Here is a 24,683-nt window from a genome sequence, read left to right as displayed (position 1 = left end):
TTAAGACTAACCAAACAGTCAGGTAAGATATAACTTCGATTACTTTCAAGGACACTCATTTTTTATCTTTCCAATTGGGTAAAGACACAGTAAATGAGGTCCCTTTCCCAACTTGGCTATGGACGGATATTTCCCCTTCATGCATCTCCACTATTTTTTTGACAATAGAAAGTCCAAGACCACTGCCGCCTATTGTTCGTGTTCTTGACTTATCTGCCTTATAGAACCGCTCAAAAATATGCATTTGTTCCTCATGAGAAATCCCGATCCCAGAATCAGATATGCTAACAGATACTTCGGTTGGTCCTTTTTGCAGACAGATATGGATCTGACCGTCAGGAGGAGTAAACTTAATGCTATTATGAATTAAATTAATCCATACTTGGCTTAATAAATCTTCATCTGCAAATACAAAGGCTTCTTCTAAAGAAACTTCCATTTCGAGATTTTTTTCCACCCAATGCGGTTCACAAGTAAGTACAATATTTCTAATTTGCTTATCCAATCGGTAATGCTTTCTTTCAAAAGGGTGATTATGTGATTCTAAAGAGGTAAGCTTCAATAAATTATCACTTATTTTTGAAAGACGGTTACTTTCTGACTCAATTACCTCTAAATAATGCCGACTTTCTTCTTTATCAATGCCTTCATGCTGCAATGCACGTGCAAAGCCTCTAATGGAAGTAAGCGGGGATTGAATTTCGTGGGAAACATTCGAAATAAACTCCTGACGCATCTCCTCCATTTGCTGAAGCTGCCTCGCCATATGATTAATGTTCTCTACAAGGCTTAAAAATTGATGATCTCTTCTTTGAAAATTCAATTGAATATTAAAATCACCTCTAGCTATTTTTCTAAGTGCATCAATAATTGCTTCCCAAAGTGCAAGATGCCTTTTTCTAGTGGAATTAGAAATGATATATACCGTAATGCCAAATAGGATGATACCAAATATAGTAGTTATAATCTGAAATAGATAACCAGATGAATACCAATGCTGCATACGGAAGAAATATATGCAAATAAAATATGCAGCAGAGTTCATCAACAATACTAGGAAAAGCATACCAAGGATAAATAAAATGACCTCCCAAGCACGTGGCTGTCTCATGAGTGCACCTCTAATCTATACCCAAGACCTCTGATGGTTCTTATTTTTAATGCATGCTGATCCTCCGAAAACTTTTCGCGCAGCCTCTTGATATGAACATCAACAGTACGCTCATCCCCCTCATAGTCATATCCCCAAATTTCCTCAATTAACTGTTCCCTGGAGAAAGTCTTACCTGGATAGCTTGCCAATTTAAAGAGAAGCTCAAATTCCTTTAGAGGCAATGTTAAGCTTTTTTCCCCAAAGGAAACTTCGTATGTTTTTCTATTGAGCTTCAGCCCGCCAATCTCGATTGTTTGGGAAATTGTAATTTGGTAGCGTTTTAATAATACCTTCACCCTTGCCACTAATTCTAACGGCTCAAACGGCTTCACTAAATAATCGTCCGCCCCGAGTTCAAAGCCCTTTATCTTTTGAGTCGTTTCCCCTTTCGCTGTTAACATTAAAATAGGAATATCATAATATTCTCGGAGCTCTTTACATAATTCCCAGCCATCCATGTTAGGCATCATAATATCCAGAACAACTAATTCTATTTTTACAACTTCTAAAATTTGAAGGGCTTGCACACCATCTGAAGCCTCATATATTTTCAAGCCCTCTTTTTTTAAAAATAATGCTACTAGTTCACGAATATGTGGGTCGTCATCTACTACCATTACTTTGGTCATTTCTTTTCCCCTTTTCATCTATTCATTACTTTTTATCATTTGCTTTAATATGCAATAAATATATAACTGTTATATGAACTGAATATGAACGAAATTCAAAACGGGCCCTTTTTTCAAGGCCCGTAATTGCTAATTTTTTTTAAATTAATTTTAGCTTTTCGTTTAAATGCTAAAGTGCCTTAGTTTCGAGGCATCTTTTCTTATGAAACTTTTTGATTCCTTACTTAAATTAGGATGATAATTTTAGAAAAGAGACTTTGCTTACTTTACTTCTTCGGCTGCAGTTTTTCCAAGTAATGAACAGCATCCGTCATTGTTTTAACTGGAACAATCTTTATTTTATATCCAAGCTTACGTGCCTCATCCTTAATGTCCTTTTCATTAGTATCGCCCTTTTGGATATCAGCTGGACAGAAGAAAATATCTATACCTGCTTTATGGGCAGCAACAATTTTGTCACGAATTCCGCCAATTTGTCCTACATTCCCATTTTGATCGATGGTTCCCGTTCCTGCAATTTGGTAACCTCTCGTTAAATCACCTGAAACTAATTGATTATATATTTCTAACGAGAACATAAGACCGGCAGAAGGACCGCCAATGTCGGAGGCATTGATATTAATTTTTCGCGAAGGCTGGATGGTAACTTCATCCTCCGGAACAATTCCGATGCCAGCTCGATTTGTTTTTTTATCAAGTGTAACTAACTCAATAGATTTCTTTAAGTTCTGACCATCATGGGTCCAACCGATAGTAACTTTATCCCCAGCTTTTTTCTTATACAGGTAGTTGATGAAATCCATAGACTTTTTAACCGGATGCCCATCAACGGAATGAATAACATCTCCAACCATTATGGTGCCTTTTGCTTTTGAATCCGGAAGCACAGAATACACAAATACTCCATTATTCCGGATGGTTACCTGTTCCCCGGCAGCTTTTAAACCGGAAACAATCGCATTTTGCTGAGAGGAACTCATCATATGCTCTAGTAGTCGATTATACTCTTCATCGCTCATATCACCTTTTACATCTACGGCTTTCTCCATTTGCGTATGCGGAGCTACTAAACCGTACAAATAAAGATATACATTCGTTGCTTTTGTGGAAAGCACCGTTGTTAAATACAAATTCCCTTTTTCATCCTTATGACCATTTTCAACGGTTACCCGTGGTGACAGGGCTTCAACAGAGCCAGGCTGTTCTAAATAATAAGGAGTAGGAATAAAAAGGCCAATAATAAGTACTGCCCCTATGATAAAAATCGCAAAGGTTGATTTTCTTCTAAGGAATTTATTCATGGTTCGTTCCTTTCTAGGTAAATTCTGTCTTGTCGTAAGGGTATGCAATCCCTTCCTATTAAATTCGTTTTGCTGTTCGGAAGTTCCTTTTATTTTTGGAAAGCTATTATCGAGTAGATTGGTTTTTTTCGCATTGGGGTATTTTTTCTTATATAGGTTATTGATTCTTTGCCCCAAAAAAATGGTTTATAAGATAAAAGCAACACAGTCTAGGAAAAGAGACTTTTGGAAACCACTATGGTAAAAATTTTAACATAGGATGATTAAAGGATGATGAGAAAAAAGTGACACTTGTGGTTCGGTCTTAGTTAGCGTTTTATACCAGTCTTTATAGGTAATTATACATAATTCAGGTTATTTGTAGGTTTTTTCGTGCCGTTTTAATGATGTTTCGGGCTGATAGCCTATCAATTTGTGACATTACATATGAAAATCAGGCTGTTTCTTTTAACTAAGCATTAAATTTACATAATAAAAGACCATTTTATCTAAAAAACGGTCTTTTGTTCCATTATTTTTTTGCAAAAGCTTTTTCATGCTCTAAGAGCCATTCCTTTCGCCACAGTCCGCCTGCATAACCGGTCAATGTTCCATTCGATCCGACAATCCGATGGCAAGGAACGATAATGCTTAGCTTATTCTTTCCGTTTGCACTTCCCACAGCCCGGACCGCTTTTTCATTCCCTATTGAAACAGCAATATCCTTATAAGAGCCTGTTTTTGCAAAAGGGATTTGCGTTAACGCATTCCAGACTGTCTTTTGAAAATCCGTTCCTTCTAGGATATAAGGAAGATTGAAATCTTGCCGAGTTCCTTTGAAATATTCATCCAGCTGTGTGTAGCAATTCTTCAATACCTCTGGAGTATCATCCCGTAATTTACGTTCAATCGAATTTTCATCCTTAAATAAGATGGAATATACAGCTTCTGCCGTCCCTGCGATCTCGATAACTCCGAGAGGTGAGGAATAATCTAGTTTATATAGCTTGTTGTTCATATAAAGACCTCCATAAATAGAAAGTAGCATATGCTTGCCAACCTTCCCAGTTTATTGCTATTTCTCTTATCTCCTCAATAGAAGGTTTCCGATTTAGTCTTAATTGTAGCCTTAATGCATTATGGAGACCGACATCAGCTATTGGAAAGGCCGCCGGATGATGCAGACATTTCATTAATACGTAGTCTGCAGTCCATGCCCCAACTCCACGAATCGCTGTCAAGGATTTGTGCATTGCCTGAAAATCTTGGTTTTTAAGTAAGGCCTCCTTACTTAATTCTCCACTAGTCATCGCTTCGGCAATACCAATTACATACTCTGCCTTTCTCATAGTAAATTGAAGCCCTCTAAGATCCTCTACTTCTAAGGAAGCGATTTTTTGAAAAGTCGGATGAACCCAGTAGATTTCTCCTTCAAAGGAAAGGCTTTCACCAAACTGCTCCACAAACCGTTTCTTTAATGTATAGGCAAAGGTTAGATTGATTTGCTGACCGATAATGGCCCAAACTAATGCTTCAAAGAGGTCTGGTATGCCCATGATACGTAACCCACTATACTTTTGAACAATCGGTTCTAGAATTTTATCTGACTGAGACATTATATAAAAGTTTGTTAAGTCTGTATCTAAATCAAACCATTCCCAAACATAGTCGGCAACTTGTCGACGAATATTTTCGGACGGAGCTCCATTAGGAAATTCAATTCGTAAAGAGTGAATTGATTTCCTGATTTTAAATAAAATCAACTGATGATTTATTTTTAACAGTTTATAAACCTCTTGATTTTTTATCTGATGTAATGCTTCTTGTTCGGATCTTCCTAAATACACGAGGCACTCTTCAAAATTAAATTCCTTAGGCGGAAAAATATCTAAGTATGTTTCTTGATCAGCCCATTTCATAATGTTGCTCCTTACTTCGATACTCACTTGGAGAGCAATCTTTCACATTGCGAAATACTTTATAAAAATTGGATGGGCTTTGAAATCCAACTTCATAGCAAATTTCTAGATTCGTTAAAGTGGTGTTTTTTAGAAGATAGCTTGCTTTATCTACTCGAATCTTATCCAGGTAGGTTCGCGGCGTTTCCTTTGTTTCCTGTTTAAAAAGTCTCTCTAAATAAAAGGGACTGACTCCGACATAATCGACAACATCCTGTAATACAATTCTTTGCTTATAGTGATTAATTAAAAAAGAAATGACATTTCTGACAAGGTCGATATGCGGGGAATGCTCTACCTCCGGCTGACATCGCTTGCAAGCCCGGAATCCAGCGTTCTCTACTTCCTCGATGCTTTGATAAAATTCTACATTCACTTTTTTCGGTTTCCTTGACCGACAGGATGGACGGCAGTATATTCTGGTTGTTTTAACAGCCGTGTAAAACAATCCATCATATTTACAGTCGCATGCCATGATTTTTTCCCACATCTCATCAAAAGAAAGATTGATACGATCCTTCATTTAACATCCCATCCTTTCTAAAGCTATTCCTCATATAAGATGGCGGAATCCTTTAAATCCAGCAATTGTGCGGCGTTTTTTTCCAAAAAGGCAATAACCTTGTCTGATAATGCATTTCCAAAGCTAAACCGCTTCACTCCTAATGCTTTAAGCTTATTACAATTTGTAAGTCCAGGTAAAGATAATACGTTTAAAGGAGCATTAATATTGGACACAATTTCCTTTATTTCTTCCTCACGAGTTAGGCCAGGAACAAATATCCCGCTTGCACCGCTTTCCACATACGCTTTTGCTCTATCAATGGTCTCTATAAGCGGATTTTCCCCTTGAAAATAAGTATCTGTTCTCGCATTTATATAAAAATCCTTAAAACCATGTTCATCTAATGCGGATCTCATCTTTGATAAAATCTTACAGTGATCTGAGATATCTCGAAGACCCTTTTGATTTATCAAAGAATCCTCCATATTAATGCCCGCTACGCCTACATCTGCCGTTTTTAAAACATTTTCTACAATCGTATTTAGGTTCTCTCCATACCCTGCCTCAATGTCTGCTGATACAGGTATGCTTACATTTTCAGCTATCGATTTAATAATCCCCAAGTGTCTGTCAAAATCAATTAATTCTCCATCTGCATATCCTAGTGAGTTTGCAATTCCCCAACTTGTCGTACCAATCGCATTAAATCCTACTTTTTCAAGGGTTAATGCAGAAAGTAGATCCCAAGCATTTCCTAAAAATAGAATATCCTCTGATGTATGCAGCTTATTGAATTGTTGAATTTTATTCATGTTAATGCCTCCTCGTTATTTGTTGTACCCCATTTTAACAAGGAATCTACATTCATTTCGTCCTCATTCTTGCTGTTATGGTCTGCTAAATGAATTATAAAAAAGAAGCTTATGTTTTGATAAGCTTCTTTTTACATCTATTTTTATACTTTTACCATTTTCATGACCTTCACAAGTTCCATCGCCAATTGATGAAATGCTTCTGCCTCTACCGCTACATCATCCATGGAATCTTTCTGCTGTTCCGTTGCTGCTTTAATGTACTGCATACTACCCGCAAATTGTTCGGACGTATTGGAAATTTGATTCATGTCTTCAATCATTATTTTCATCTGTTCATTTACTTGAAGGGCAATGTCCGAAACTCCTTTTGACTCATTATATACATCTGAAATGGCGGAAACAATTTCTGCAAACGCATTCTCCGTTCCTTGAACCCTTTTAATCCCTTCCTCTAATACAATTCCTCCACTAGTCATAGAATCCACTGCTTGAATAATTACTTTCCGAATCTCGTCCGTAAGTTCCTTAATTTTCATTGCTGCGTTTCCCGACTGGTCCGCTAATTTTCTAATCTCGCCAGCCACAACAGCAAACCCTTTTCCATGTTCTCCAGCCCGGGCAGCCTCTATTGTAGCGTTTAAGGAGAGTAGATTGGTTTGATTAGCGATTTCACTAATCATATTCACAATTTGGTCGATATGTATAGAATTTTGGTCTAATGCATTAATTTTTTCAGAAGAATCTCCAATTGTTTTCTTAACCAAACCCATTTGTTCCACTGTTTTCTCTACCAGTTCATTTCCTGTCTTAGCTTTTTCCTTAGCTCTGTCCAAAGATTCCTCCACTTTTTCAATGGATTTCCCTACCAATTCCATGCCTTCCGATATCCTTAAGACAAGATTAGATGCCTGAGAAGCTGCCTCGACCTGTATATCCGTTCCGCTCGCCACCTGACTAATTGCTAACGTTATTTGTTCTGATATTTCTTTAGTCGATAAGGATGTTACACTTAATTTTTCAGAAGAATGGGTAATATGCTTTGCGCTCCCTTCAATATGCTCAATTAATGTATTCACGCTGTTAATCATTTGATTAAACCCTTCTGTAAGGTCCTGCAATTCTTTGCTTATAGGTGTTTTTTCTAACCTAGTATATAAATTCCCCTTCGATACCTGTTCCATTGTTTCTTTTAATCTAGTAATGGGATTGACCACATTTTGAATGGTAAAAAAACCAACCCCGCAAGCGAGAAAAATGGTTATGATTGTGATAACAAGCAACAAATTTCGATACTGAATAACCGGTTGTAGGTACTCTTTATCTTTTAAAGCAATGATATATATTTCATCACCCAATTCTACTTGATTCGCAAAAGCAAACGTTAGTCCTTTATAATGATATACTCCTTTTCCAAGCTTATGTATTTGTTTCTTTACCGTTTCCGGCAAATTAGGAGGATTGTATTTGAAACCATTGAAATTTTCCATTTTCCCTGTGTTAGTAAGTTTGAATTGGATTGGTGCTAAATTGCTATTTTTATAATTATTTCGTGTCAATGTTAAAGCATAAGAAAGCTTCCGATTAAATTCTTCCTTTGGTACTGTTGCTTTTAACATGGTTATTTTTTCTGTCATGACTTCAGCAGATGAAGTTAATTGCTGTTCGACAGCCTGTTGTTTTAACTGTTTGTTTTTTTCATAGCTGATGATTGCAATTACAGAGGAAGACATAATAATGACTGCAATAATTGGAAAAATTAAAATGGAGCGCAGTTTCATATTCTTCCAATCGAAACCCCTTAGTTTTCTCATCTCTGTTCACTCTCTCGTCAAATGTGTCTTTAGAACTATTAAAGTCTATTTAAAACGAACTATATTAAGGAAGTATTTACATATTATTAAGTTTTCGTTTTGTTTTTGGGGTACAAAAAGGGTGCATAAGGGTTCCAATAATGCGGGGAATTATCTACAACAATAGATTACGGTAAAAAAAGCATGTATGAACAAATAATACTTCCAATGCGAACAGAGAATCCGTTATTTTTATTAAATGAGGCAAATTTAAGTAGTAATAAGACACAGGGTACGTTATTTCAAAAATAACAAATGGAAATCACTGCTTTTATACTAAATAAAGGAACGAGTGTCCGCAAACTCTTAGAAATAACCCCTTTTGTCACAGATAACGGATCTGGTGTTCTCTATACTCAGATGCCATTATGACGTTCACATCCATTGTCTTGTTAAACATTTTCAAATTAGACTCTTATGTATCCAAATCGCTGCTTGCAGGCCTTCACCCATTGCTATCGTTACTTGTTCCGAATGGGCAACAACGTCACCTGCCGCCCATACATATTCAATATTCGTCATTTTGGTTCTTGGGTCGACGAGAATATGCTTGTTTTGGTGAAGCTTCACACCTAACTCTCTAACAATAGAAGAATGTACCTCATTGCCTCCGAACGCAACAAACGCCCGATTTGCCGCTATTTTCTGTCCGTTTTCTAAGTGAACTCCTTGTATGGTAGAACCATCTGCTATGATTTCTTTTATTGCTTCTTGATATAGTTTAATTTTCTTATCCTTTAATTGTTTCCGTATAGTTGCATCTATTGCTCCCTTTTCATGATTAATATAAATAAGGTCATCCGTCCAATAGGTTAGCGTTAATGCCATGTTTGCCCCTACATTTCCCGAACCGAGGACGAGCGCACGCTTATCCTTCACTTCATAACCATCACAATCCGGGCATACATAGACACTGATTCCAAGACAAGGATAGAGATTAGGAAATTTCGGCAGTCTATCCATTACCCCAGTTGCGATTAAAATCCTTTTTGCATAAAAGGTTGAGTTGGTTTTGGAGTGAAGAATAAATTGCCCGCCCTGTTTTACTATCTGTACCGCTTCATCCTCGATGAATTTAACTCCTAATTGTTCCGCCTGCGACTTTCCTGTTTCTCTAAGAAATGGTCCGCTTACACCGTCTGGCCAGCCTATAATATTGTGATAGGCATGACATAAATTTGAACGTCCATAATTGGAATCAATCACAAGCACATTATGACAATACCTTCCTAATTGAATAGCCGCTTGCAGTCCAGCAATTCCTCCGCCAACAATGATGCAATCATGGACTTCCGGTTCTGTTTTTCTGTTAAGTGCATCAAATACTCCATCAGGAAATACATTGTTAAACTTACTGTAATGTTTATCACGATCCATAGAAGCACCTCTACTTATTACCTTTTTAACATTATATCCCTTATTAGTAGGTGTTATAATATCCATTATCTTGAGGTTTTCCATTGTATTTCCCTCCAGAAAGGTATTTATATGCTAATTCTTTATCCTATTTTATTAAAGAGTATTAGCTGACTGCCCAAATGATTACCACTAAGACTTTATAATAGGATCTAGTTGCCCAAAACAATTTAAAAAACCGTTTCTAAATGGTATTGCCATTAGAAGCGGTTTTCTCTTTTTTTGTTTCGCAGGCTTAACCACACTTGTTCTTGGAAGGGTACTCAACTTGAACATCATATTTCCCTGCAGGATAATGCAAAAATCTCGTGACTATTTTACCTTGTGAAGATTGCCTAGTTTTTGGTTTGCCTCTTTAAAGGACATATTGAATTGGACCAAAGTAAATATAAGCAATATTCATTTCATCAACGACAAGGTAATTTTTTGACCCTTTAAATATAAACGGAATCTTGATTTTCTTCGTTATATTTCATATTCACGTAAAAATTGCTCAAATCAAATTATTATTGCCAAAACCTATTAACCATAAGATAATTATTCCTGTGATATTATGAAAGGCAGTGAAACTATGGGAATTTTTCTAAAAAACTATAGGTCTACCATTATCCTTCTTTGCTCCCTTATCATCGGCGGAGCAGCAGGTCTTATTTATGGTCCTAAAACAGCCGTTGTGCAGCCCTTCGGTGATTTATTTTTAAATTTAATGTTTACCATCATTGTTCCTTTAGTCTTTTTCAGTATTGCTTCTGCAATCTCAAGTATGAACGGAATGAAAAGATTAGGGAAAATTATGGGTTCCATTGTTGTCGTCTTTTTAATAACGGCAGCCATTGCGGCTATCCTTGGATTCTTGGGAACTTCGATTGCTAATCCTTTAAAGCATGCCGATCTTTCCTCTATTAAACATATTATGGCTACCGCAGATCATACTAAGGATAATGAGAAGACGCCGATTCTTTCGCAATTAGTAAACACCTTTTCTGTTTCTGATTTTTCGTTATTATTTTCAAGAACTAATATGCTACAGCTAATTGTCTTTTCCGTTATTTTCGGACTTGCAACCGCACTAGTTGGAGAAAAAGCAAAGCCTGTCGCAGCGTTTCTATCAGCAGGCTCTCTCGTCATGATGAAAATCGTGAAGATTATAATGTATTATGCACCGATAGGTCTTGGATGTTATTTCGCCTCCGTTATCGGTGCACTTGGTCCGCAAATTTTGGAAGGTTATGCGAGGGCATTTGTACTTTACTTAGTCCTTGCTATAGTCTACTTTTTTGGATTCTTCACCCTTTATGCTTTTATTGCAGGAGGGAAAACGGGAATAAAAGTTTTTTGGAAAAATGCCATAACTCCTTCTGTTACAGCAATTGCAACCTGCTCCAGTGCGGCTTGTATTCCGGTGAATCTTGATGCTGTAAAAAAAATGGGGGTTCCTACTGATATTGCAGAAACAATCGTCCCATTAGGTGCTAATACGCATAAAGATGGCTCCGTTTTTGGTGGGGTACTGAAGATTGTATTTTTATTCAGTCTGTTTGGAAAAGATATGACAAGTATTACGAGTATCTTAAGTATTCTTGCTGTATCGTTTTTAGTTGGCGCTGTAATGGGTGCCATTCCTGGTGGAGGTATGATTGGAGAAATGCTGATTTTAAGCGTGTTTGGCTTCCCAGCAGAGGTGCTTCCTATCATTGCCGTCATAAGCACCATTATTGATGCTCCTGCAACCCTATTAAACTCTACTGGTAATACAGTTTGTGCGATGCTGGTAACAAGAATGGTAGAGGGGAAAAATTGGCTAAAGAATGCCTTACTTTCCAGGGCATAAAAAAGCGGAGATGACCGCTGGTGAAATTTGATGTGCCAATTTCACTTGTAGCTAGACATAGACAAACTCATTTAGTAATTTACTTGCAAAAAAATTTTATGTGTAGAAAAGCATAAAAATGAGCTATGAGAAGCTTCTCATAGCTCATTCTTTTTTTACTTAATACTCTTTTCTTAATCCATGTACCATTGGTAAACCTAAACTATTAACATACTATTTTTTTCAGAAATCAATAATCTATTCGAAAAAAGATGTTCCGTAACAGGACAAATAACAATATTCGCATTGCAAATACTAAGAAGAACGGTCTATTTAAACATCGGATTCCCCTTCATTCCAACCCATAATGAAGATTGTTCAACCTGGGCAGCAATCCATAATAACCAGTCCTCTTTTCCCTTTGGTGCCATAAATTGTACTCCAAGTGGCAGCCCTTCGGCTGTAAGATGCGTTGGGACACTGATTGCTGGTGCGCCTGTTAAATTAGCTAGCTGTGTGAACGGAGTATAAGTTAAGCTTGGTAAAAACATGTCATATACAAACTTCTGTTGTTCTGATTTGATAAGCTCTGTTACTTTCATCAGCTCTTCTACTTCCTTCTGGGTTTGCGTGAGCTCGCCTACTTTCGGAGCAGGAAACGCCGTAGCTGGGGTAACATAGAAGTCATATGTTTCATGGAATTGTGCCATTTGGGCGGCTGCAATATCCCATTCTGCTAAACTATTTGTAAATTCCGCAGCGCTGACAGATTTACCAGCAACATTAATAACCCACGCAACAATTTCCATATCATCTGCAGTAATCGGTCTGCCAAGAGCCTGTTCCATCTCAATAATCATGGCGGAAATTTCACCGTTATTCATTAAGTAATAGTTTTCTATTAAGCGAATCCCATCCACTGAATTGGCTTGCTCCACCACCTCGTGTCCTTGCTCTTCCAACCATTTTGCTACATTATGTACAGCCTGTTTCGCCTCGGCACTCACTGGTGTTCCGACAGGAGATTCTGTCGTAAATGCAATCTTAAATTTACGATTTGAATTTTTTTGTATTTCCTCTAAGTAGCTACCTTCGAACAATGGTACTTGGAATGCAGCTTCCGGTTGAATAGTTTGTAAAAGATCCAGCATGGCTGCGCTATCCCTCACTGTTCTCGTTAAGCAAAAATCAATGGAAGCCCCTTGCCATTGACGGCCTACGCCAGGTCCTACCGGGGTTCTGCCACGTGTAGGCTTCAGACCGAATAGGCTTGTAAATGATGCGGGGATACGAATAGAACCACCACCATCACTTGCTCCTGCAATTGGGACAATCCCTGAAGCAACACTTGCTGCCGAGCCGCCGCTCGAGCCACCTGCTGAGTAATCCTTATTCCAAGGATTTCTTGTAGGTCCGTACACCGCCGGTTCCGTAATGTTTTTGAGACCATATTCCGGTGTATTTGTTTGGCCAATAAATAAGAAGCCTGCTTTTCGAAGGCGCGCGACCAAATTAGAATCTCGTCTGGCTATATTATTCATTAATAGTTTGGCTCCTGCTGTTAGCGGTTCGCCTTCTATGGCCTGGGAGATATCCTTGAGTACAATCGGCACCCCGGCAAATGGCTGATCGTCAATCGAAACATTTTCTGCTTCTTTCAATACCTTTTCTCTTCTCGTCCGAATGACACCGTTTAATGTCGGGTTTACTTCTTCCAAACGCTTGAAAGCTGCATCTATTAATTCCTGCGGAGAAACTTGCTTTGTTTTTATTAAATTTGCTAATCCTAATCCATCATATTTTGAATAAGTATCCATTTTAAGTCTCCTTACCATAAACGAAATGAATTCTTCATTGATTATATGATACAATGTATTCTACAAAATTGCCTAAAAATATGGAGGATATATGTTAACTTTCGAAGAAAAACTAGCGATTGCCGAATCTTTTCCAGAACTGCAAAGAAAAAATGTTTCCTTAGGACGTGTGAACTTTCATTATGAAGAAAGTGTTTACGATAAAAAAAATGTAGTTTATCATCTCCATCCAAACGGAAATGGATTTGTTTATGGTGAACTATTAAGCGAATACGATACGGACGAGCGAGGAATGGTCAATATTCGAGACTTTTCTGAAGATGAGCTGCGAACTATTATTGAAAAATCTATTGTATCTTTATCCAGAACACTGGAGGAAGCTGCGATTGTGGAAGATCATCCTGACGAAAAGTGGAAGAATGATGAAGGACATACATTAATTCTCGTTCATGAGGATGATATGTGGAATGCCTATGCAGGATTGAACCTTGACGGGACGTTTAATTCTTATGGTGAGGCAGCCGAATACCTACATGAAGAGGGATTTAAACGCGTGTAACATACCAATCAAGGATTCTTTTCATAATTGATGGATCTATTCTAGCGAAAACAGCTGATAATCTCGTGAATTTATTGCCTTTTCTTGCAAAATGGTACAGTATTCTCGCGAAATTGCCCTCTAATCTCGCGAATTGTGACTAATTACCTATATAAAAAACGCCCTTAATTGGGCGTTTTCTCTACTTTGATAAAGACAACCTTCAAATAGTTCCCCTCTTTAAACTCAGGGATTGTCCGAAAATCTTCCGGTAAGGAAAATTCTTGCTTTAATTTATACGCTACACTCGATTCCTTAAAGGCAGCATCAATAAATCCTTTAAATTTTTTCATATCAAATGAACTGCAGTTCGTAGATGCTACAATGATTCCTCCGTTTTCTGTAATAGCAATCGCATCTTTCAAAAGGTTTTTATAATCCTTTGCTGCACTAAATGTATGCTTCTTTGATTTAGCAAAGCTTGGAGGGTCGAGGATTACGATATCAAATTGCAATCCTTTCCTTACCGCATACTTAAAATACTGAAAAACGTCTTCCACAATAATATCTTGTTTTTCCGCATCTATTCCGTTAATTATAAACTGCTCAGTGGTTTTTGCCTTACTTCGATTTGCGACATCGACACTTGTCGTTTTTGAAGCACCGCCAACAGCAGCAAATACGGAAAATGCTCCTGTATAGGAAAAGAGATTGAGAACCGTCTTGTTCATAGCATATTGGTCACGTATGGTTTTCCGAACCTCACGCTGATCCAAAAATACACCAACCATGGCACCTTCGTTCAAATAAACTGCAAAGTGAACTCCGTTTTCTTTTACCAAAATCGGAAAATTACCGCGTTCTCCCATGATAAAATCATCATCTTCTATGTATTGGCCTTTTGTGTCAAAACGCTTCTTCTCATAAACACCTTTAAATTGAACGAGATTCTGCAATGCCTTCAAAACGAATGGTTTAAAATGATAGATTCCCTTACTATACCAATTAATCACATAATAGCCATCATAATAATCAATTATTAGACCGCCGATTCCATCACCCTCACCATTAAAGACCCTGAATGCGGTTGTATCGGAATCCCCAAAAAATTTACTTCTTTTTTGAAAAGCGGCATCTAGTTTCTTTTCAAAAAAGCTTTCGTTCATTTCCTCGTTCTCTTTTTTACTTAGTACCCAACCGTACCCTTTGTTTTGTTTCCCAAAATACCCTTTTGCGATAAACTGATTTCGTTCATCTAACAGTTTTATAATGACTCCTTCCTCTTTTAGCCGGTCAATATTGGATAACGACTCTTTCAAAATCAGGGGATATCCTTTCTTATATTGACTTACATATTTTGCTTTTACTTGTACACTAACTTCTTTATTCATATAAACCGTCCAATCTACGACATTATTTTTCCGATTTCCTATTTAAATTCACAATCATTAACATAAAAAAGGAAATCACGATAATACACCCAACCCATGCCCAAGCAAGCTTCATATTCCCCGCATCAATGGCAAGATAAACTGCTGTTGGAAGTGTTTGGGTTTTACCGGGGATATTACCGGCAAACATTAAGGTAGCGCCGAACTCGCCTAGTGCGCGAGCAAAGCTAAGAATTGCTCCAGAAATAATGGATTTACTTGCAAGTGGAAGCAAAATAAACAAAAAAATGACTCTTCCATTTGCCCCGTCTACTTTCGCAGCACCCACAATATCCAAATCAATTGCCTCAAATCCAGTCTTGGCGGATTGATACATAAGTGGAAACGCGACAATAGCTGCGGCAATCACAGCCGCTCCAAACGTAAAGATAATGGATTGATGAAAAAACCAACCATATAGCTTGCCAATAGGACTATTTTTCCCAAAAGCAACAATTAATAAAAATCCCACAACGGACGGAGGTAGAACAAGCGGAAGCAAAAACAATGTTTCTAGTAGGTTCTTCCCCTTAAATTTTTTATTGGCCAACATAGCTCCAATGCAAACTCCAAAAATAAGAACAAGAATACCAGATAGAATTGCTACTTCAATCGATAATTTAACAGGTGACCAAAAATCATTAACCATTGCTTACAATCCCTTAAAACCGTACTTTTTCAAAATGTCCATTGCTTGATTTCCTTGAAGATAATCAAAGAAGGCTTTCGCTTGTTGGTAATGCTTTGAATTTTTCACAATTCCCGCTGGGTAAATGATAGGCGAATGTGTGCTATCCTCTGCTATCGCAATAATTCTTACCTTTTCTGATAAAAGTGCATCTGTTTTGTAAACAATCCCCGCATCGACATTGCCCGTTTCTACATAATTCAATACCTGTCTAACATCTTTACCGAAGACAATCTTGTTTTCTACATCCTTCCATATCTGCAGCTTCTCTAATGTTTCTTTCCCATACATTCCAGCTGGTACTGAGGATGGTGTTCCAATGGATATTTTATTTGCCTTTGTTAAGTCCTGAAAGGAAGCTATATTGTTAGAGGAATCTTTCGGCACAATAAGGACGATCTCATTTCCAACGATGTTCCTTCTATCCTTTTCAGCAATGGATCCATCCTTTATAAGCTGTTGAAATTTATCCTCTGCAGCAGAGAAAAAGAGGTCAACTGGTGCACCTTGGGAAATTTGCTGCTGCAAAGCGCCGGATGCTCCGAAATTGAAGGTCAAAGTAAGATTTTTATGTTTGCTTTCAAATTCCTTTTTTATATCAGCTAACGCGTCCTGCAAACTTGCAGCAGCTGATATCGTTAATTCTACCTTTTTCCCCTTGCCAATCTGCCCATTATTGCTGCTGCATCCACCGATAATAAGCAAACCTATCATTCCTAAAAACAACAAAATTCGTTTTGCCATTCTCTTCTTCCTTCCAAATGTAATTATGCTACTTTCTACGATATGATGTCTTCTTTATTTTTATTAAGGCAGTTTTCCTTATATTATTGCTTTTCATATGTAGTTCACCATCGTAAAATAGACTTGGTTTCGGTGATCTTTTCTTAAGAACCAAAGTAAGAGGTGTTCGTCATTAAAAGCAACAAAGCTAAAGAAAAGAGCATTTTAATTCACAACTATATATTAGCACGTAATCGTAACTATTTAACGAAAGAAAAAAGATCAGCTCCTATAAGAGCTGATCCGCTTTGCCTTAATGCTCGATTAATTCATTTACTGAAACCTCTTGTTCCTTTTCGGGCTGATCAATAGGGTATATTCTAGCCGTTTCTCTTGTATCATCGACGTTTTGGATATAGACAGTTGTTCCATTATGCGTAACATGAGCCATAACAGGTGAGCTGGCAATTTCTTGTGCACGCTGTTTGTTCATTGCTTTTTCCCTCCTTTTATTCCATCCGTAAATATGTTTTCAAAGTGCTGGGTTATTTATTCTTTTCTTAAAAAATAAACCTCCACACAAGGGTGGAGGCATGGATACTTCATTATTTATTTATGATTCTATCGCATTCTCGACATTTTTAAATTGATTAAAAAACATACTATAGTATCTTCCTTTTTGATCCATTAACTCATCATGACTGCCCTTTTCAACAATTTCGCCATGTTCGACGACCATTATCGTATCCGCATCCCGAATTGTGTTCAACCGATGAGCAATAATGAAGCTTGTTCGGCCTTGCATAATATTTAGCAGGGCATCTTGAATATGAAGCTCTGTTCGGGTATCAATACTGCTTGTTGCCTCATCCAAAATAAGAAGTGATGGTTTGGATAAAATCACTCTTGCTATTGCTAATAATTGCCTTTGACCTTGGCTTAGGTTTCCGCCATTTTCTGCAAGCATCGTATCATACTTCAACGGCAGTCGGTTAATAAATACATCCGCGTTCGCCATTGCAGCAGCTTTCTCTACTTCCTCATCGGTTGCATCCGGTCTTCCATATTTAATATTTTCTTTAATAGTTCCAGAAAATAAATATGTATCCTGAAGAACAATTCCGAAGCATTTTCGTAAGCTATCTCTTGTGTACTCTCGTATATCACGACCGTCGATATAAATAGTTCCGCTTGTTACATCATAAAATCGCGTTAACAGATTGACGATTGTCGTTTTGCCCGCTCCTGTCGGTCCAACTAGTGCGGTGCTAGTGCCCACGTTAGACTCAAACGTTATATTTTTTAAGATTGGAACGTCTGCCCGGTACCCGAAGCTGACATCCTTAAATACAACATGCCCTTTAGGATTTGTGAGTTCTACTGCATTTGGCAAATCTTTCGGCTCTTCCTGTTCATCTAAGATTTCAAAAACCCGCTCTGCTCCGGCAACACCAGACTGCAAAACATTAAAGATATTGGCAAGATCATTAAGCGGTCTGACAAATTGACGGGAATAGCTCAAGAAGCTTGCTATCACTCCTACCGTTATTAGACTTTTTGCGGCTAAAATTCCGCCAACGATGGCGACAGCAGCAAAACCAATATTATTGATAACATTCATAATGGGCATTAAAAATCCTGAAAAAATCTGTGCCTTTAAGCCAACCTTGCGAAGTTCAGTATTGACCTCTTCAAACTCTTCAATTGCTTTTTGTTCATGATTAAAGGCTTTTACCACTTGGATCCCGGAGATGGTCTCTTCAATGTGACCATTTAGCTTACCTAGCTGAACCTGCTGGTTTTTAAATAATACACTCGTTCTTTTCGCAATGGATCTCGTCAATAAATATACTAAAGGAACGGTGATCAGGCTCGCTAATGTTAAAATCGGGCTTAATATGATCATCATAATGAGCGATCCGGAAATAACAATTAATCCAGACATTAACTGTGTAGTTGATTGTGAAATCGTATTACTGACGTTATCAATATCGTTAGATAGTCTGCTCATTAGCTCCCCATGCGTACGAGAATCAAAAAATGATACTGGAAGCTTCTGCAGCTTTTCGAACAAGGATCTTCTTAATCCCTTTACGATGCGCTGTGATACACCAGCCATTAACCAGCTTTGTAGAAAAGTTAGAAATCCGTCAGCAATATAAGTTAGAAACAGAATAAAGATCATTATCTCCAACAATTTAAAATTAACCTTACTTCCATTGAGAGACATTGCATCAATGGATTTCCCAAGCAAATATGGTGCGGAAAGAGTCAGAACAGAATCAATAACAATAAATAAAAAGATGATCGATAACAGCTTTCTTTCCTTTCCGATGTAAAACCATAATCTTTTAAGAGTTCCTTTAAAATTCTTTGGCTTTACAACTGGGGCTCCCCGTCCATGTCGAAAATTCCCACCCGGTCTAAGCGGCGGTGCAGCTTGTTGTCCTCTATTTTCATTTCTTCCCTGAGACAATTTAACGCACCTCCTTGCCTACCTGAGATTGGAAGATCTCCTGATAAACAGAGCATGTTTTCATTAATTCCTCATGCTTGCCGATACCAGCAATTTCTCCATCGTCTATAACAATAATTTTATCCGCATCCATAATGGATGTAATTCTCTGCGCTATTAAAAGACAAGTCAGCCCTTTCGCATATTTCTTCAGCGATTCCTTAATTCTTGCCTCTGTAGCAACATCTACTGCACTTGTACTATCATCTAAAATCAGGATTTGCGGGTTTTTCACTAATGCTCTGGCGATCGAAACGCGTTGCTTCTGCCCACCCGAAAAATTAACACCGCCTTGACCAAGACGGGTAAAGTACCCCTCAGGTGATGAAGAGATAAAGTCATGGGCTCCCGCCATCGTTGCCGATTTTTCTATCTCTTCAATCGTGGCAGTTTCTTTTCCCCAACGGATATTTTCTACAACGGTTCCGGTAAACAGAGTAGTTTTTTGCGGTACCATTGCAATTTTCTCCCTTAGCTGCTTCGGATCCATATTTCGAATATCTTCTCCATCGACCTTGATACTGCCGGAGGTTACCTCATAAAAGCGTGGGATCAGGCCAACAAGAGTGCTTTTTCCAGAACCCGTCGATCCAATAATTCCAACAGTTTCTCCAGGTAAGCAAGTAAAATTGATATTCTTCAAAACTGGTTCTCCGGAAGCACCTTTATAGGAAAAGGAAACATTCTCGAAATCAATTCTCCCTTTCATATCAGGGTTTCCGGAGGCACCCTCTTTCCATGTAACTTGATTATCCTCCACAAAAACTTCGCCTATTCTTCCTGCTGACGCACGAGCTCTTACAAACATATTGAACACCATGGAAATAGTCATTAAGGAAAAAAGAATTTGCGTCATATAATTGATAAAAGCGATGACATGGCCGACCTGAATATGGCCAGATTCGACACCATTCCCGCCTAGCCAAAGCACTGCAATAATGCCAAAATTAACGGTCAGCATAATTGCTGGGCTGAAGACTGACATTAGTCTTGTAGCGGAAATAGATTTTGCTTGAAATTCCTCATTGGCAGTATTAAATTTTGTCACTTCATAATCAAAGCGATTAAAAGCCTTTACTACCCTCACGCCGGATAAATACTCCCGCATTACACCATTTACACGGTCCAGAGCTTTTTGTACCTTCATAAATAACGGGTAGCCTAGTCTCATGTTGATCACGATTAAAATCGCCACCATCGGGACAACTACTGCTAAAACAACTGCTAGGTGTAGATTTAAACGGGTAGCCATAATCAACCCGCCAATGCAAAGTAAAGGAGCTTTTACAAATATCCTCATTAGGCCATTTACAAACACCTGTACTTGGGTCACATCGTTGGTTAATCTCGTTACTAAGGAAGCCCGGTCAAATTTATCAATTTTTTCAAAGGTGAGACTTTGAATTTTTTTAAACAAATCGGATCTAAGCTCTGCACCAAAGTTTTGTGAAACAATACATGACATAATATTTCTGGTTGAAGCAGATATTGCTCCTATTGCCGTAATAAGAAGCATTAATCCACCCTTTTGGAGGACATAGCTCAAATCTTTATTAGCCACCCCGACATCTACAATTTTAGACATGATGGTTGGCTGCAGGAGGTCGCATATTGCTTCAAAGGTTAAAAAGATAACTGCAATGGAAAAAGGCAGCCAATATTTTTTTGCATATTTTTTTAAGAAGCTCATCTTATTTTCCACCCTTAAAAGAAGCATTTATTTCGTAAGGCTCTTTTCGTAAACTTTGTTGCGATAGTACATTAATAACGGTCAAATCCTAAGTTTCTAGGCAATTTTCGCAAATGTTCTTACGGAAAGATGCCTCGAGCTATAACTACATTAAGATTTAGAACGATATACGAAGAACAACAATTATGCGAAAATATTCTTTCGTAAAACGAATCTACTATTTCAAAGATACTATCCATTTTCAAAATAGTCACTAATTTTTTTCGCATTCCTAAATAATACCTAAAGGACTTCGTGACAATAGGCACGAATAAGCTTTATAGAGGTGAAATATTATGCACACAAAAATAGAGCTTTCGGCTATTCCTGTTTTGGAAACAGACAATTATTATTTGCGGGGGATCGAAAGGGATGACGCCTCCTCCCTGTTTTCTTTTATGAGTGACCGTGACACGATGAAATATATTACCCATCATCCAGTTAAAACGGTTCAGGAATTAGAAAACAATATTAAAAAAAGCTTAGATAGCTTTAAAGAAAACAAAGAAATTCCATGGACTATTGTTCGTAAACAAAGCGACCAAGTCATTGGAATGTTCCGATTCCATAAACTGCATACTTGGCATCAAAAAACGGAAATGGGCGTCGTCATTCATAAGGACTTTCAGCAAAAGGGGGTCATGACGGAAATTCTACCGATAATGTTGGATTATGGATTTAATTCACTAGGGCTGAATCGAATAGTCGGAGATATTTTTTCCACTAATCAAGGCTCGAAAAAACTGATGGAGAAGTTTGGATTCCATAAAGACGGCATTCTTCGGCAAACCGATTTCGATGGAGAAGGATTTATTGATACAGTGGTCTACTCGATGTTGAAAAGAGAATATAAGAATTAAAAAAATTTCGCATCCAAAAAAAGGACTAACTCCAAACGTAAGCAATTCCGTTTCTGTGGAGAAACATTGTAAATAGCATATGAAATGGCATCCCTTTTATCATAGAAAATATCATACCTATTGCATTGGTTTACTTAAGTTTTAGAAGAATATAAACCTAAAATGGCAAAGCAAATGGCACTCAAAATACATTTTGACATTGGAAATTGTCATCGTGTAAATTAGGGTGCTATTTTACTTGTTATTTAGTATTTATACCACTATACGGCATCATATATTTGAATATTTTGAAAACAAAATCCTCAACTAATGGACAGGTTAGTAGAACCTACAATGGGAGATACTTTAAGAAGGAGATTTTGCCCTATTTTTTATGCCGTAAAGAGATAGGTAGATTGTTTTTTTTAGAGTAACTTCTGTGAGAATTCAAATACTAAAATTCGGAGGTGGAATATGAAAAAACATAGATTGTTACTATTGGCAATATTAATTACTCCTTGGTTAACTATCCCTTTGATTGGAAAACAAGAACTTAGGAAATACCTTCCATCTGTGATTTTTATTACATTAATTACCGTGACTTTAGATAAAATTGGTGAACAGAAAAAATGGTGGAAATTTTATGATGGTATATCTTTTCTTAAGAGTATGGACTTTTTTATGCTTGGACCATATGCCGTCAGCAGCTATTGGATGTTAAAAGCGACTTATGGAAAGTTCCCCTTATATTTAGTTTCAAATCTTTTTATGCAAACCATTTTTACTTTCTTTGGAGGAGTAAGATTGGCGGAGAAATTTAAAATATTTAAATTTGTTAAAATTTCAAGACTGCAATACTCTATAAGTACATTTATAAGGGCACTAGTTCTTTACGGTTTTCAAAATATTATTGACTATAGTCATAAAAGGAGTTCGTAATATTTTTGTTGAACTTGGTTTTGTTCCAGCTGTTGGCGTTTCTTCAAAAAAAAGAGAAACGCCTTTTTCTTGTTAAAGAAAAGGAGGCTTTAAGGAAATAGGAACAATGCTTTAAGGAAAAAGCTTAGGATATTCCCCAAGCTTTTCGTGTGCAAATTTTATTGTTATTTATGCTTTGAAAATGTTTGTTATTTGGGCTGCGATTTAGATTTTATCCACATTATCCGAACTACTTACTCCAAACGTCAGTCCCTTTTTCTTATCTTTGATATTGGACTCGATGCAGTTTTGCAAAAATTCCATCCTTCTCCAATAATTCCTCATGCCTGCCTTCCTCTGCTATACCTGTCTCGTCCACTACGACAATACGGTCAGCATTGCGAATGGTTGCTAAACGATGCGCAATGATTAGAGTTGTCCGGTCTTTTGCAAGCTCATTAAGCGCCTTTTGAATGATCATTTCTGTTTCCGTATCCAGTGCAGAAGTGGCTTCATCCAAAATCAAGATCGGCGGATTCTTTAAGAACATCCTAGCAATAGCAATCCTTTGCTTTTGTCCACCGGAAAGCTTTAATCCTCTTTCCCCGATTTGTGTCTCATAACCAAATGGGAGTGATTCAATGAAATCCTCCAGATGGGCACGGCGAGCAGCTTCCTTAATCTCTTCTTCTGAAGCTTGGAGATTGCCATATGCTATATTTTCCTTTAATGTTCCTGTAAAAAGAAAGACATCCTGCTGTACAATCCCGATTTGTGATCGGAGCGACCTCTTTGTCATCTGCCGGATATCAATGCCGTCAATTTTAATCGAGCCGCTATTTACATCATAAAACCTTGGAATCAAGGAACAAATCGTAGTCTTTCCTGCACCTGATGGGCCTACAAAGGCAATTGTTTCACCCGCATTAATGTTCAAGTTGACTCCATTTAATACAGACTTATGCTCGTCATAACTAAAGGTTACATTTTGAAATTGAATATTTCCTTTAAGATATGGCATCTCTATTGCATCCTCAGCATCCACGACATCCGGTGCAGTATCAATTAGCTCTGTGAATCGTTTGAAGCCGGCCATTCCCTTTGGATATAGCTCCATCAAGGCACTTATTTTATCGATTGGCTTAAACAGAACATTAATATAAAGCACGAACCCAACCAGCTCCCCATTTGTAAGCTGATTATTAAAGCATAGCCAGGCTCCATAAATTAGGACCGCAAGGGTGATAAAACGAGTCATCATATAAATTCCTGAATTACTCCATGACATAACCTTATAACCGCCAAGCTTTGCAGTACGGAATTTCCGATTATTCGTTGTAAATCTTTTCATCTCAAATTCTTCATTGGTAAAAGATTGAACGACTCGCACACCGGACACACTATCCTCTACCCGTGCATTTACATCAGCAATGTTGCTGTACATTTGCTTCCAAGCACGATTCATTTTCAAATTACAAACAACGATAAGCCAAATTAAAAATGGAACAATTACAATGGCGAGAAGAGCCAGCTTCACATTTACTGACAGCATAATAAAAAATGCTCCGAAAAATGTCATGACAGAAATAAACATGTCCTCCGGTCCGTGATGGGCAAGTTCACCAATATCAAATAAATCATTTGTGATACGGCTCATAATATGGCCGGTTTTGGTATTATCAAAAAATCGAAATGACTGCTTCTGCACATGTTGGAATAACTGCTGACGCATATCCGTTTCGATATTTATCCCAAGCTTGTGACCCCAGTAATTTACAATATATTGTAAAAATGTACTGAGTATATACAGCAAAAGCAAGCCGATGCTTACCGTCACAATAGAAGACCAATTCTTACTTGGCAATAGGTCATCGATAAACCATTGAACAGCGATTGGAAAGGCTAACTCCAAAATAGCCACCACAACTGCACTGCTGAAGTCCATCATAAATAGCCTTTTATGTGGCGCATAATAAGAAAAAAAACGTCGAATCATAAGAAACTCCTTATAGAAAAAATATACTAGGATTATATGGTTTATGAATATTTTTATCAAGGGAATTGCAATAT

The 24,683-nt window shown here is 37.6% G+C and carries 21 protein-coding genes and 1 pseudogene; 4 read left to right on the top strand and 18 right to left on the bottom strand.

Going from position 1 to position 24,683, the window contains the following annotated elements; translation table 11 throughout:
* Positions 1 to 55: 55 nt before the first annotated feature.
* The 10 genes and pseudogenes from KHA87_RS18810 to KHA87_RS18770 all read right to left on the bottom strand — a co-directional run bounded on the left by KHA87_RS18810 (position 56) and on the right by KHA87_RS18770 (position 9,651).
* On the bottom strand, positions 56 to 1,111 hold the full coding sequence (locus KHA87_RS18810) for a sensor histidine kinase (RefSeq protein WP_213095725.1): 1,056 nt from the start codon (positions 1,109 to 1,111) through the stop codon (positions 56 to 58).
* On the bottom strand, positions 1,108 to 1,782 hold the full coding sequence (locus KHA87_RS18805) for a response regulator transcription factor (RefSeq protein WP_213095724.1): 675 nt from the start codon (positions 1,780 to 1,782) through the stop codon (positions 1,108 to 1,110). Before KHA87_RS18805 ends, KHA87_RS18810 begins: the two co-directional genes overlap by 4 nt.
* A gap of 266 nt (positions 1,783 to 2,048) precedes the next feature.
* Positions 2,049 to 3,083: a SepM family pheromone-processing serine protease gene (locus KHA87_RS18800; protein WP_213095723.1), complete on the bottom strand. Its 1,035-nt coding sequence runs from the start codon at positions 3,081 to 3,083 to the stop codon at positions 2,049 to 2,051.
* Between the two features lie 511 nt (positions 3,084 to 3,594).
* Positions 3,595 to 4,080, bottom strand: coding sequence for a methylated-DNA--[protein]-cysteine S-methyltransferase (locus KHA87_RS18795; RefSeq protein ID WP_213095722.1), 486 nt, complete (start codon positions 4,078 to 4,080; stop codon positions 3,595 to 3,597).
* Positions 4,061 to 4,981, bottom strand: coding sequence for a DNA-3-methyladenine glycosylase family protein (locus KHA87_RS18790; protein ID WP_213095721.1), 921 nt, complete (start codon positions 4,979 to 4,981; stop codon positions 4,061 to 4,063). Before KHA87_RS18790 ends, KHA87_RS18795 begins: the two co-directional genes overlap by 20 nt.
* Complete coding sequence (locus KHA87_RS18785) at positions 4,968 to 5,543, bottom strand: bifunctional transcriptional activator/DNA repair enzyme AdaA (RefSeq protein WP_213095720.1); 576 nt, start codon at positions 5,541 to 5,543, stop codon at positions 4,968 to 4,970. Before KHA87_RS18785 ends, KHA87_RS18790 begins: the two co-directional genes overlap by 14 nt.
* 23 nt (positions 5,544 to 5,566) lie before the next feature.
* Positions 5,567 to 6,337 (bottom strand): isocitrate lyase/PEP mutase family protein, encoded by a 771-nt coding sequence (locus KHA87_RS18780; protein ID WP_213095719.1) that lies wholly within the window; start codon positions 6,335 to 6,337, stop codon positions 5,567 to 5,569.
* A gap of 143 nt (positions 6,338 to 6,480) precedes the next feature.
* A complete protein-coding gene (locus KHA87_RS22715; protein ID WP_481748384.1) occupies positions 6,481 to 7,428 on the bottom strand; it encodes a methyl-accepting chemotaxis protein in 948 nt (315 codons plus the stop codon).
* Positions 7,426 to 7,827: pseudogene (locus KHA87_RS22710) on the bottom strand (HAMP domain-containing protein); the annotation flags it as partial. The pseudogene KHA87_RS22710 and the gene KHA87_RS22715, both read right to left, overlap by 3 nt.
* A 765-nt stretch (positions 7,828 to 8,592) precedes the next feature.
* Positions 8,593 to 9,651, bottom strand: a complete 1,059-nt coding sequence (locus KHA87_RS18770; protein ID WP_249310614.1) for an NAD(P)/FAD-dependent oxidoreductase — start codon at positions 9,649 to 9,651, stop codon at positions 8,593 to 8,595.
* 526 nt (positions 9,652 to 10,177) lie between these two features.
* On the opposite strand from KHA87_RS18770, the gene KHA87_RS18765 reads away from it, so the two are divergent.
* Positions 10,178 to 11,437: a dicarboxylate/amino acid:cation symporter gene (locus KHA87_RS18765; protein WP_213095717.1), complete on the top strand. Its 1,260-nt coding sequence runs from the start codon at positions 10,178 to 10,180 to the stop codon at positions 11,435 to 11,437.
* 308 nt (positions 11,438 to 11,745) lie between these two features.
* On the opposite strand, the gene KHA87_RS18760 is transcribed toward KHA87_RS18765, so the two are convergent.
* Entirely contained in the window at positions 11,746 to 13,233 is a 1,488-nt protein-coding gene (locus KHA87_RS18760; protein ID WP_249310613.1) for an amidase, read from the bottom strand.
* 91 nt (positions 13,234 to 13,324) lie between these two features.
* Between KHA87_RS18760 and KHA87_RS18755 the strand changes: the two genes are divergently transcribed.
* Positions 13,325 to 13,792: a hypothetical protein gene (locus KHA87_RS18755; RefSeq protein WP_213095716.1), complete on the top strand. Its 468-nt coding sequence runs from the start codon at positions 13,325 to 13,327 to the stop codon at positions 13,790 to 13,792.
* A gap of 164 nt (positions 13,793 to 13,956) precedes the next feature.
* Here KHA87_RS18755 and KHA87_RS18750 read toward each other — a convergent pair whose 3' ends face one another.
* The 6 genes from KHA87_RS18750 to KHA87_RS18725 form a co-directional block, all read right to left on the bottom strand.
* Complete coding sequence (locus KHA87_RS18750; RefSeq protein ID WP_213095715.1) at positions 13,957 to 15,162, bottom strand: class I SAM-dependent rRNA methyltransferase; 1,206 nt, start codon at positions 15,160 to 15,162, stop codon at positions 13,957 to 13,959.
* Positions 15,163 to 15,184: 22 nt separating this feature from the next.
* On the bottom strand, positions 15,185 to 15,850 hold the full coding sequence (gene modB, locus KHA87_RS18745) for a molybdate ABC transporter permease subunit (protein ID WP_213095714.1): 666 nt from the start codon (positions 15,848 to 15,850) through the stop codon (positions 15,185 to 15,187).
* A gap of 3 nt (positions 15,851 to 15,853) precedes the next feature.
* Positions 15,854 to 16,633 carry a molybdate ABC transporter substrate-binding protein gene (modA, locus tag KHA87_RS18740; RefSeq protein WP_213095713.1) on the bottom strand — a complete coding sequence of 260 codons (780 nt, stop codon included), beginning with the start codon at positions 16,631 to 16,633 and terminating at the stop codon, positions 15,854 to 15,856.
* Between the two features lie 292 nt (positions 16,634 to 16,925).
* Positions 16,926 to 17,105 carry an H-type small acid-soluble spore protein gene (locus KHA87_RS18735; RefSeq protein WP_213095712.1) on the bottom strand — a complete coding sequence of 60 codons (180 nt, stop codon included), beginning with the start codon at positions 17,103 to 17,105 and terminating at the stop codon, positions 16,926 to 16,928.
* 120 nt (positions 17,106 to 17,225) lie between these two features.
* Positions 17,226 to 19,088 carry an ABC transporter ATP-binding protein gene (locus tag KHA87_RS18730; protein ID WP_213095711.1) on the bottom strand — a complete coding sequence of 621 codons (1,863 nt, stop codon included), beginning with the start codon at positions 19,086 to 19,088 and terminating at the stop codon, positions 17,226 to 17,228.
* A 1-nt stretch (position 19,089) separates the two neighbouring features.
* On the bottom strand, positions 19,090 to 20,817 hold the full coding sequence (locus KHA87_RS18725; protein WP_213095710.1) for an ABC transporter ATP-binding protein: 1,728 nt from the start codon (positions 20,815 to 20,817) through the stop codon (positions 19,090 to 19,092).
* Positions 20,818 to 21,152: 335 nt separating this feature from the next.
* Between KHA87_RS18725 and KHA87_RS18720 the strand changes: the two genes are divergently transcribed.
* The gene (locus tag KHA87_RS18720) at positions 21,153 to 21,716 is read left to right on the top strand and encodes a GNAT family N-acetyltransferase (protein ID WP_213095709.1); all 564 of its coding nucleotides are present in this window, start codon (positions 21,153 to 21,155) and stop codon (positions 21,714 to 21,716) included.
* Positions 21,717 to 22,169: 453 nt separating this feature from the next.
* Positions 22,170 to 22,634 (top strand): hypothetical protein, encoded by a 465-nt coding sequence (locus tag KHA87_RS18715; protein WP_213095708.1) that lies wholly within the window; start codon positions 22,170 to 22,172, stop codon positions 22,632 to 22,634.
* A 259-nt stretch (positions 22,635 to 22,893) separates the two neighbouring features.
* Here KHA87_RS18715 and KHA87_RS18710 read toward each other — a convergent pair whose 3' ends face one another.
* Positions 22,894 to 24,609, bottom strand: coding sequence for an ABC transporter ATP-binding protein (locus KHA87_RS18710; protein WP_213095707.1), 1,716 nt, complete (start codon positions 24,607 to 24,609; stop codon positions 22,894 to 22,896).
* Positions 24,610 to 24,683: the final 74 nt, after the last annotated feature.

The organism is Bacillus sp. FJAT-49736 (genome assembly GCF_018343615.1).
Lineage (GTDB): Bacteria > Bacillota > Bacilli > Bacillales > Bacillaceae_C > Margalitia.
Note: the sequence above shows the minus strand (reverse complement) of the source record. Positions and strands in the feature narration are given on the sequence as shown.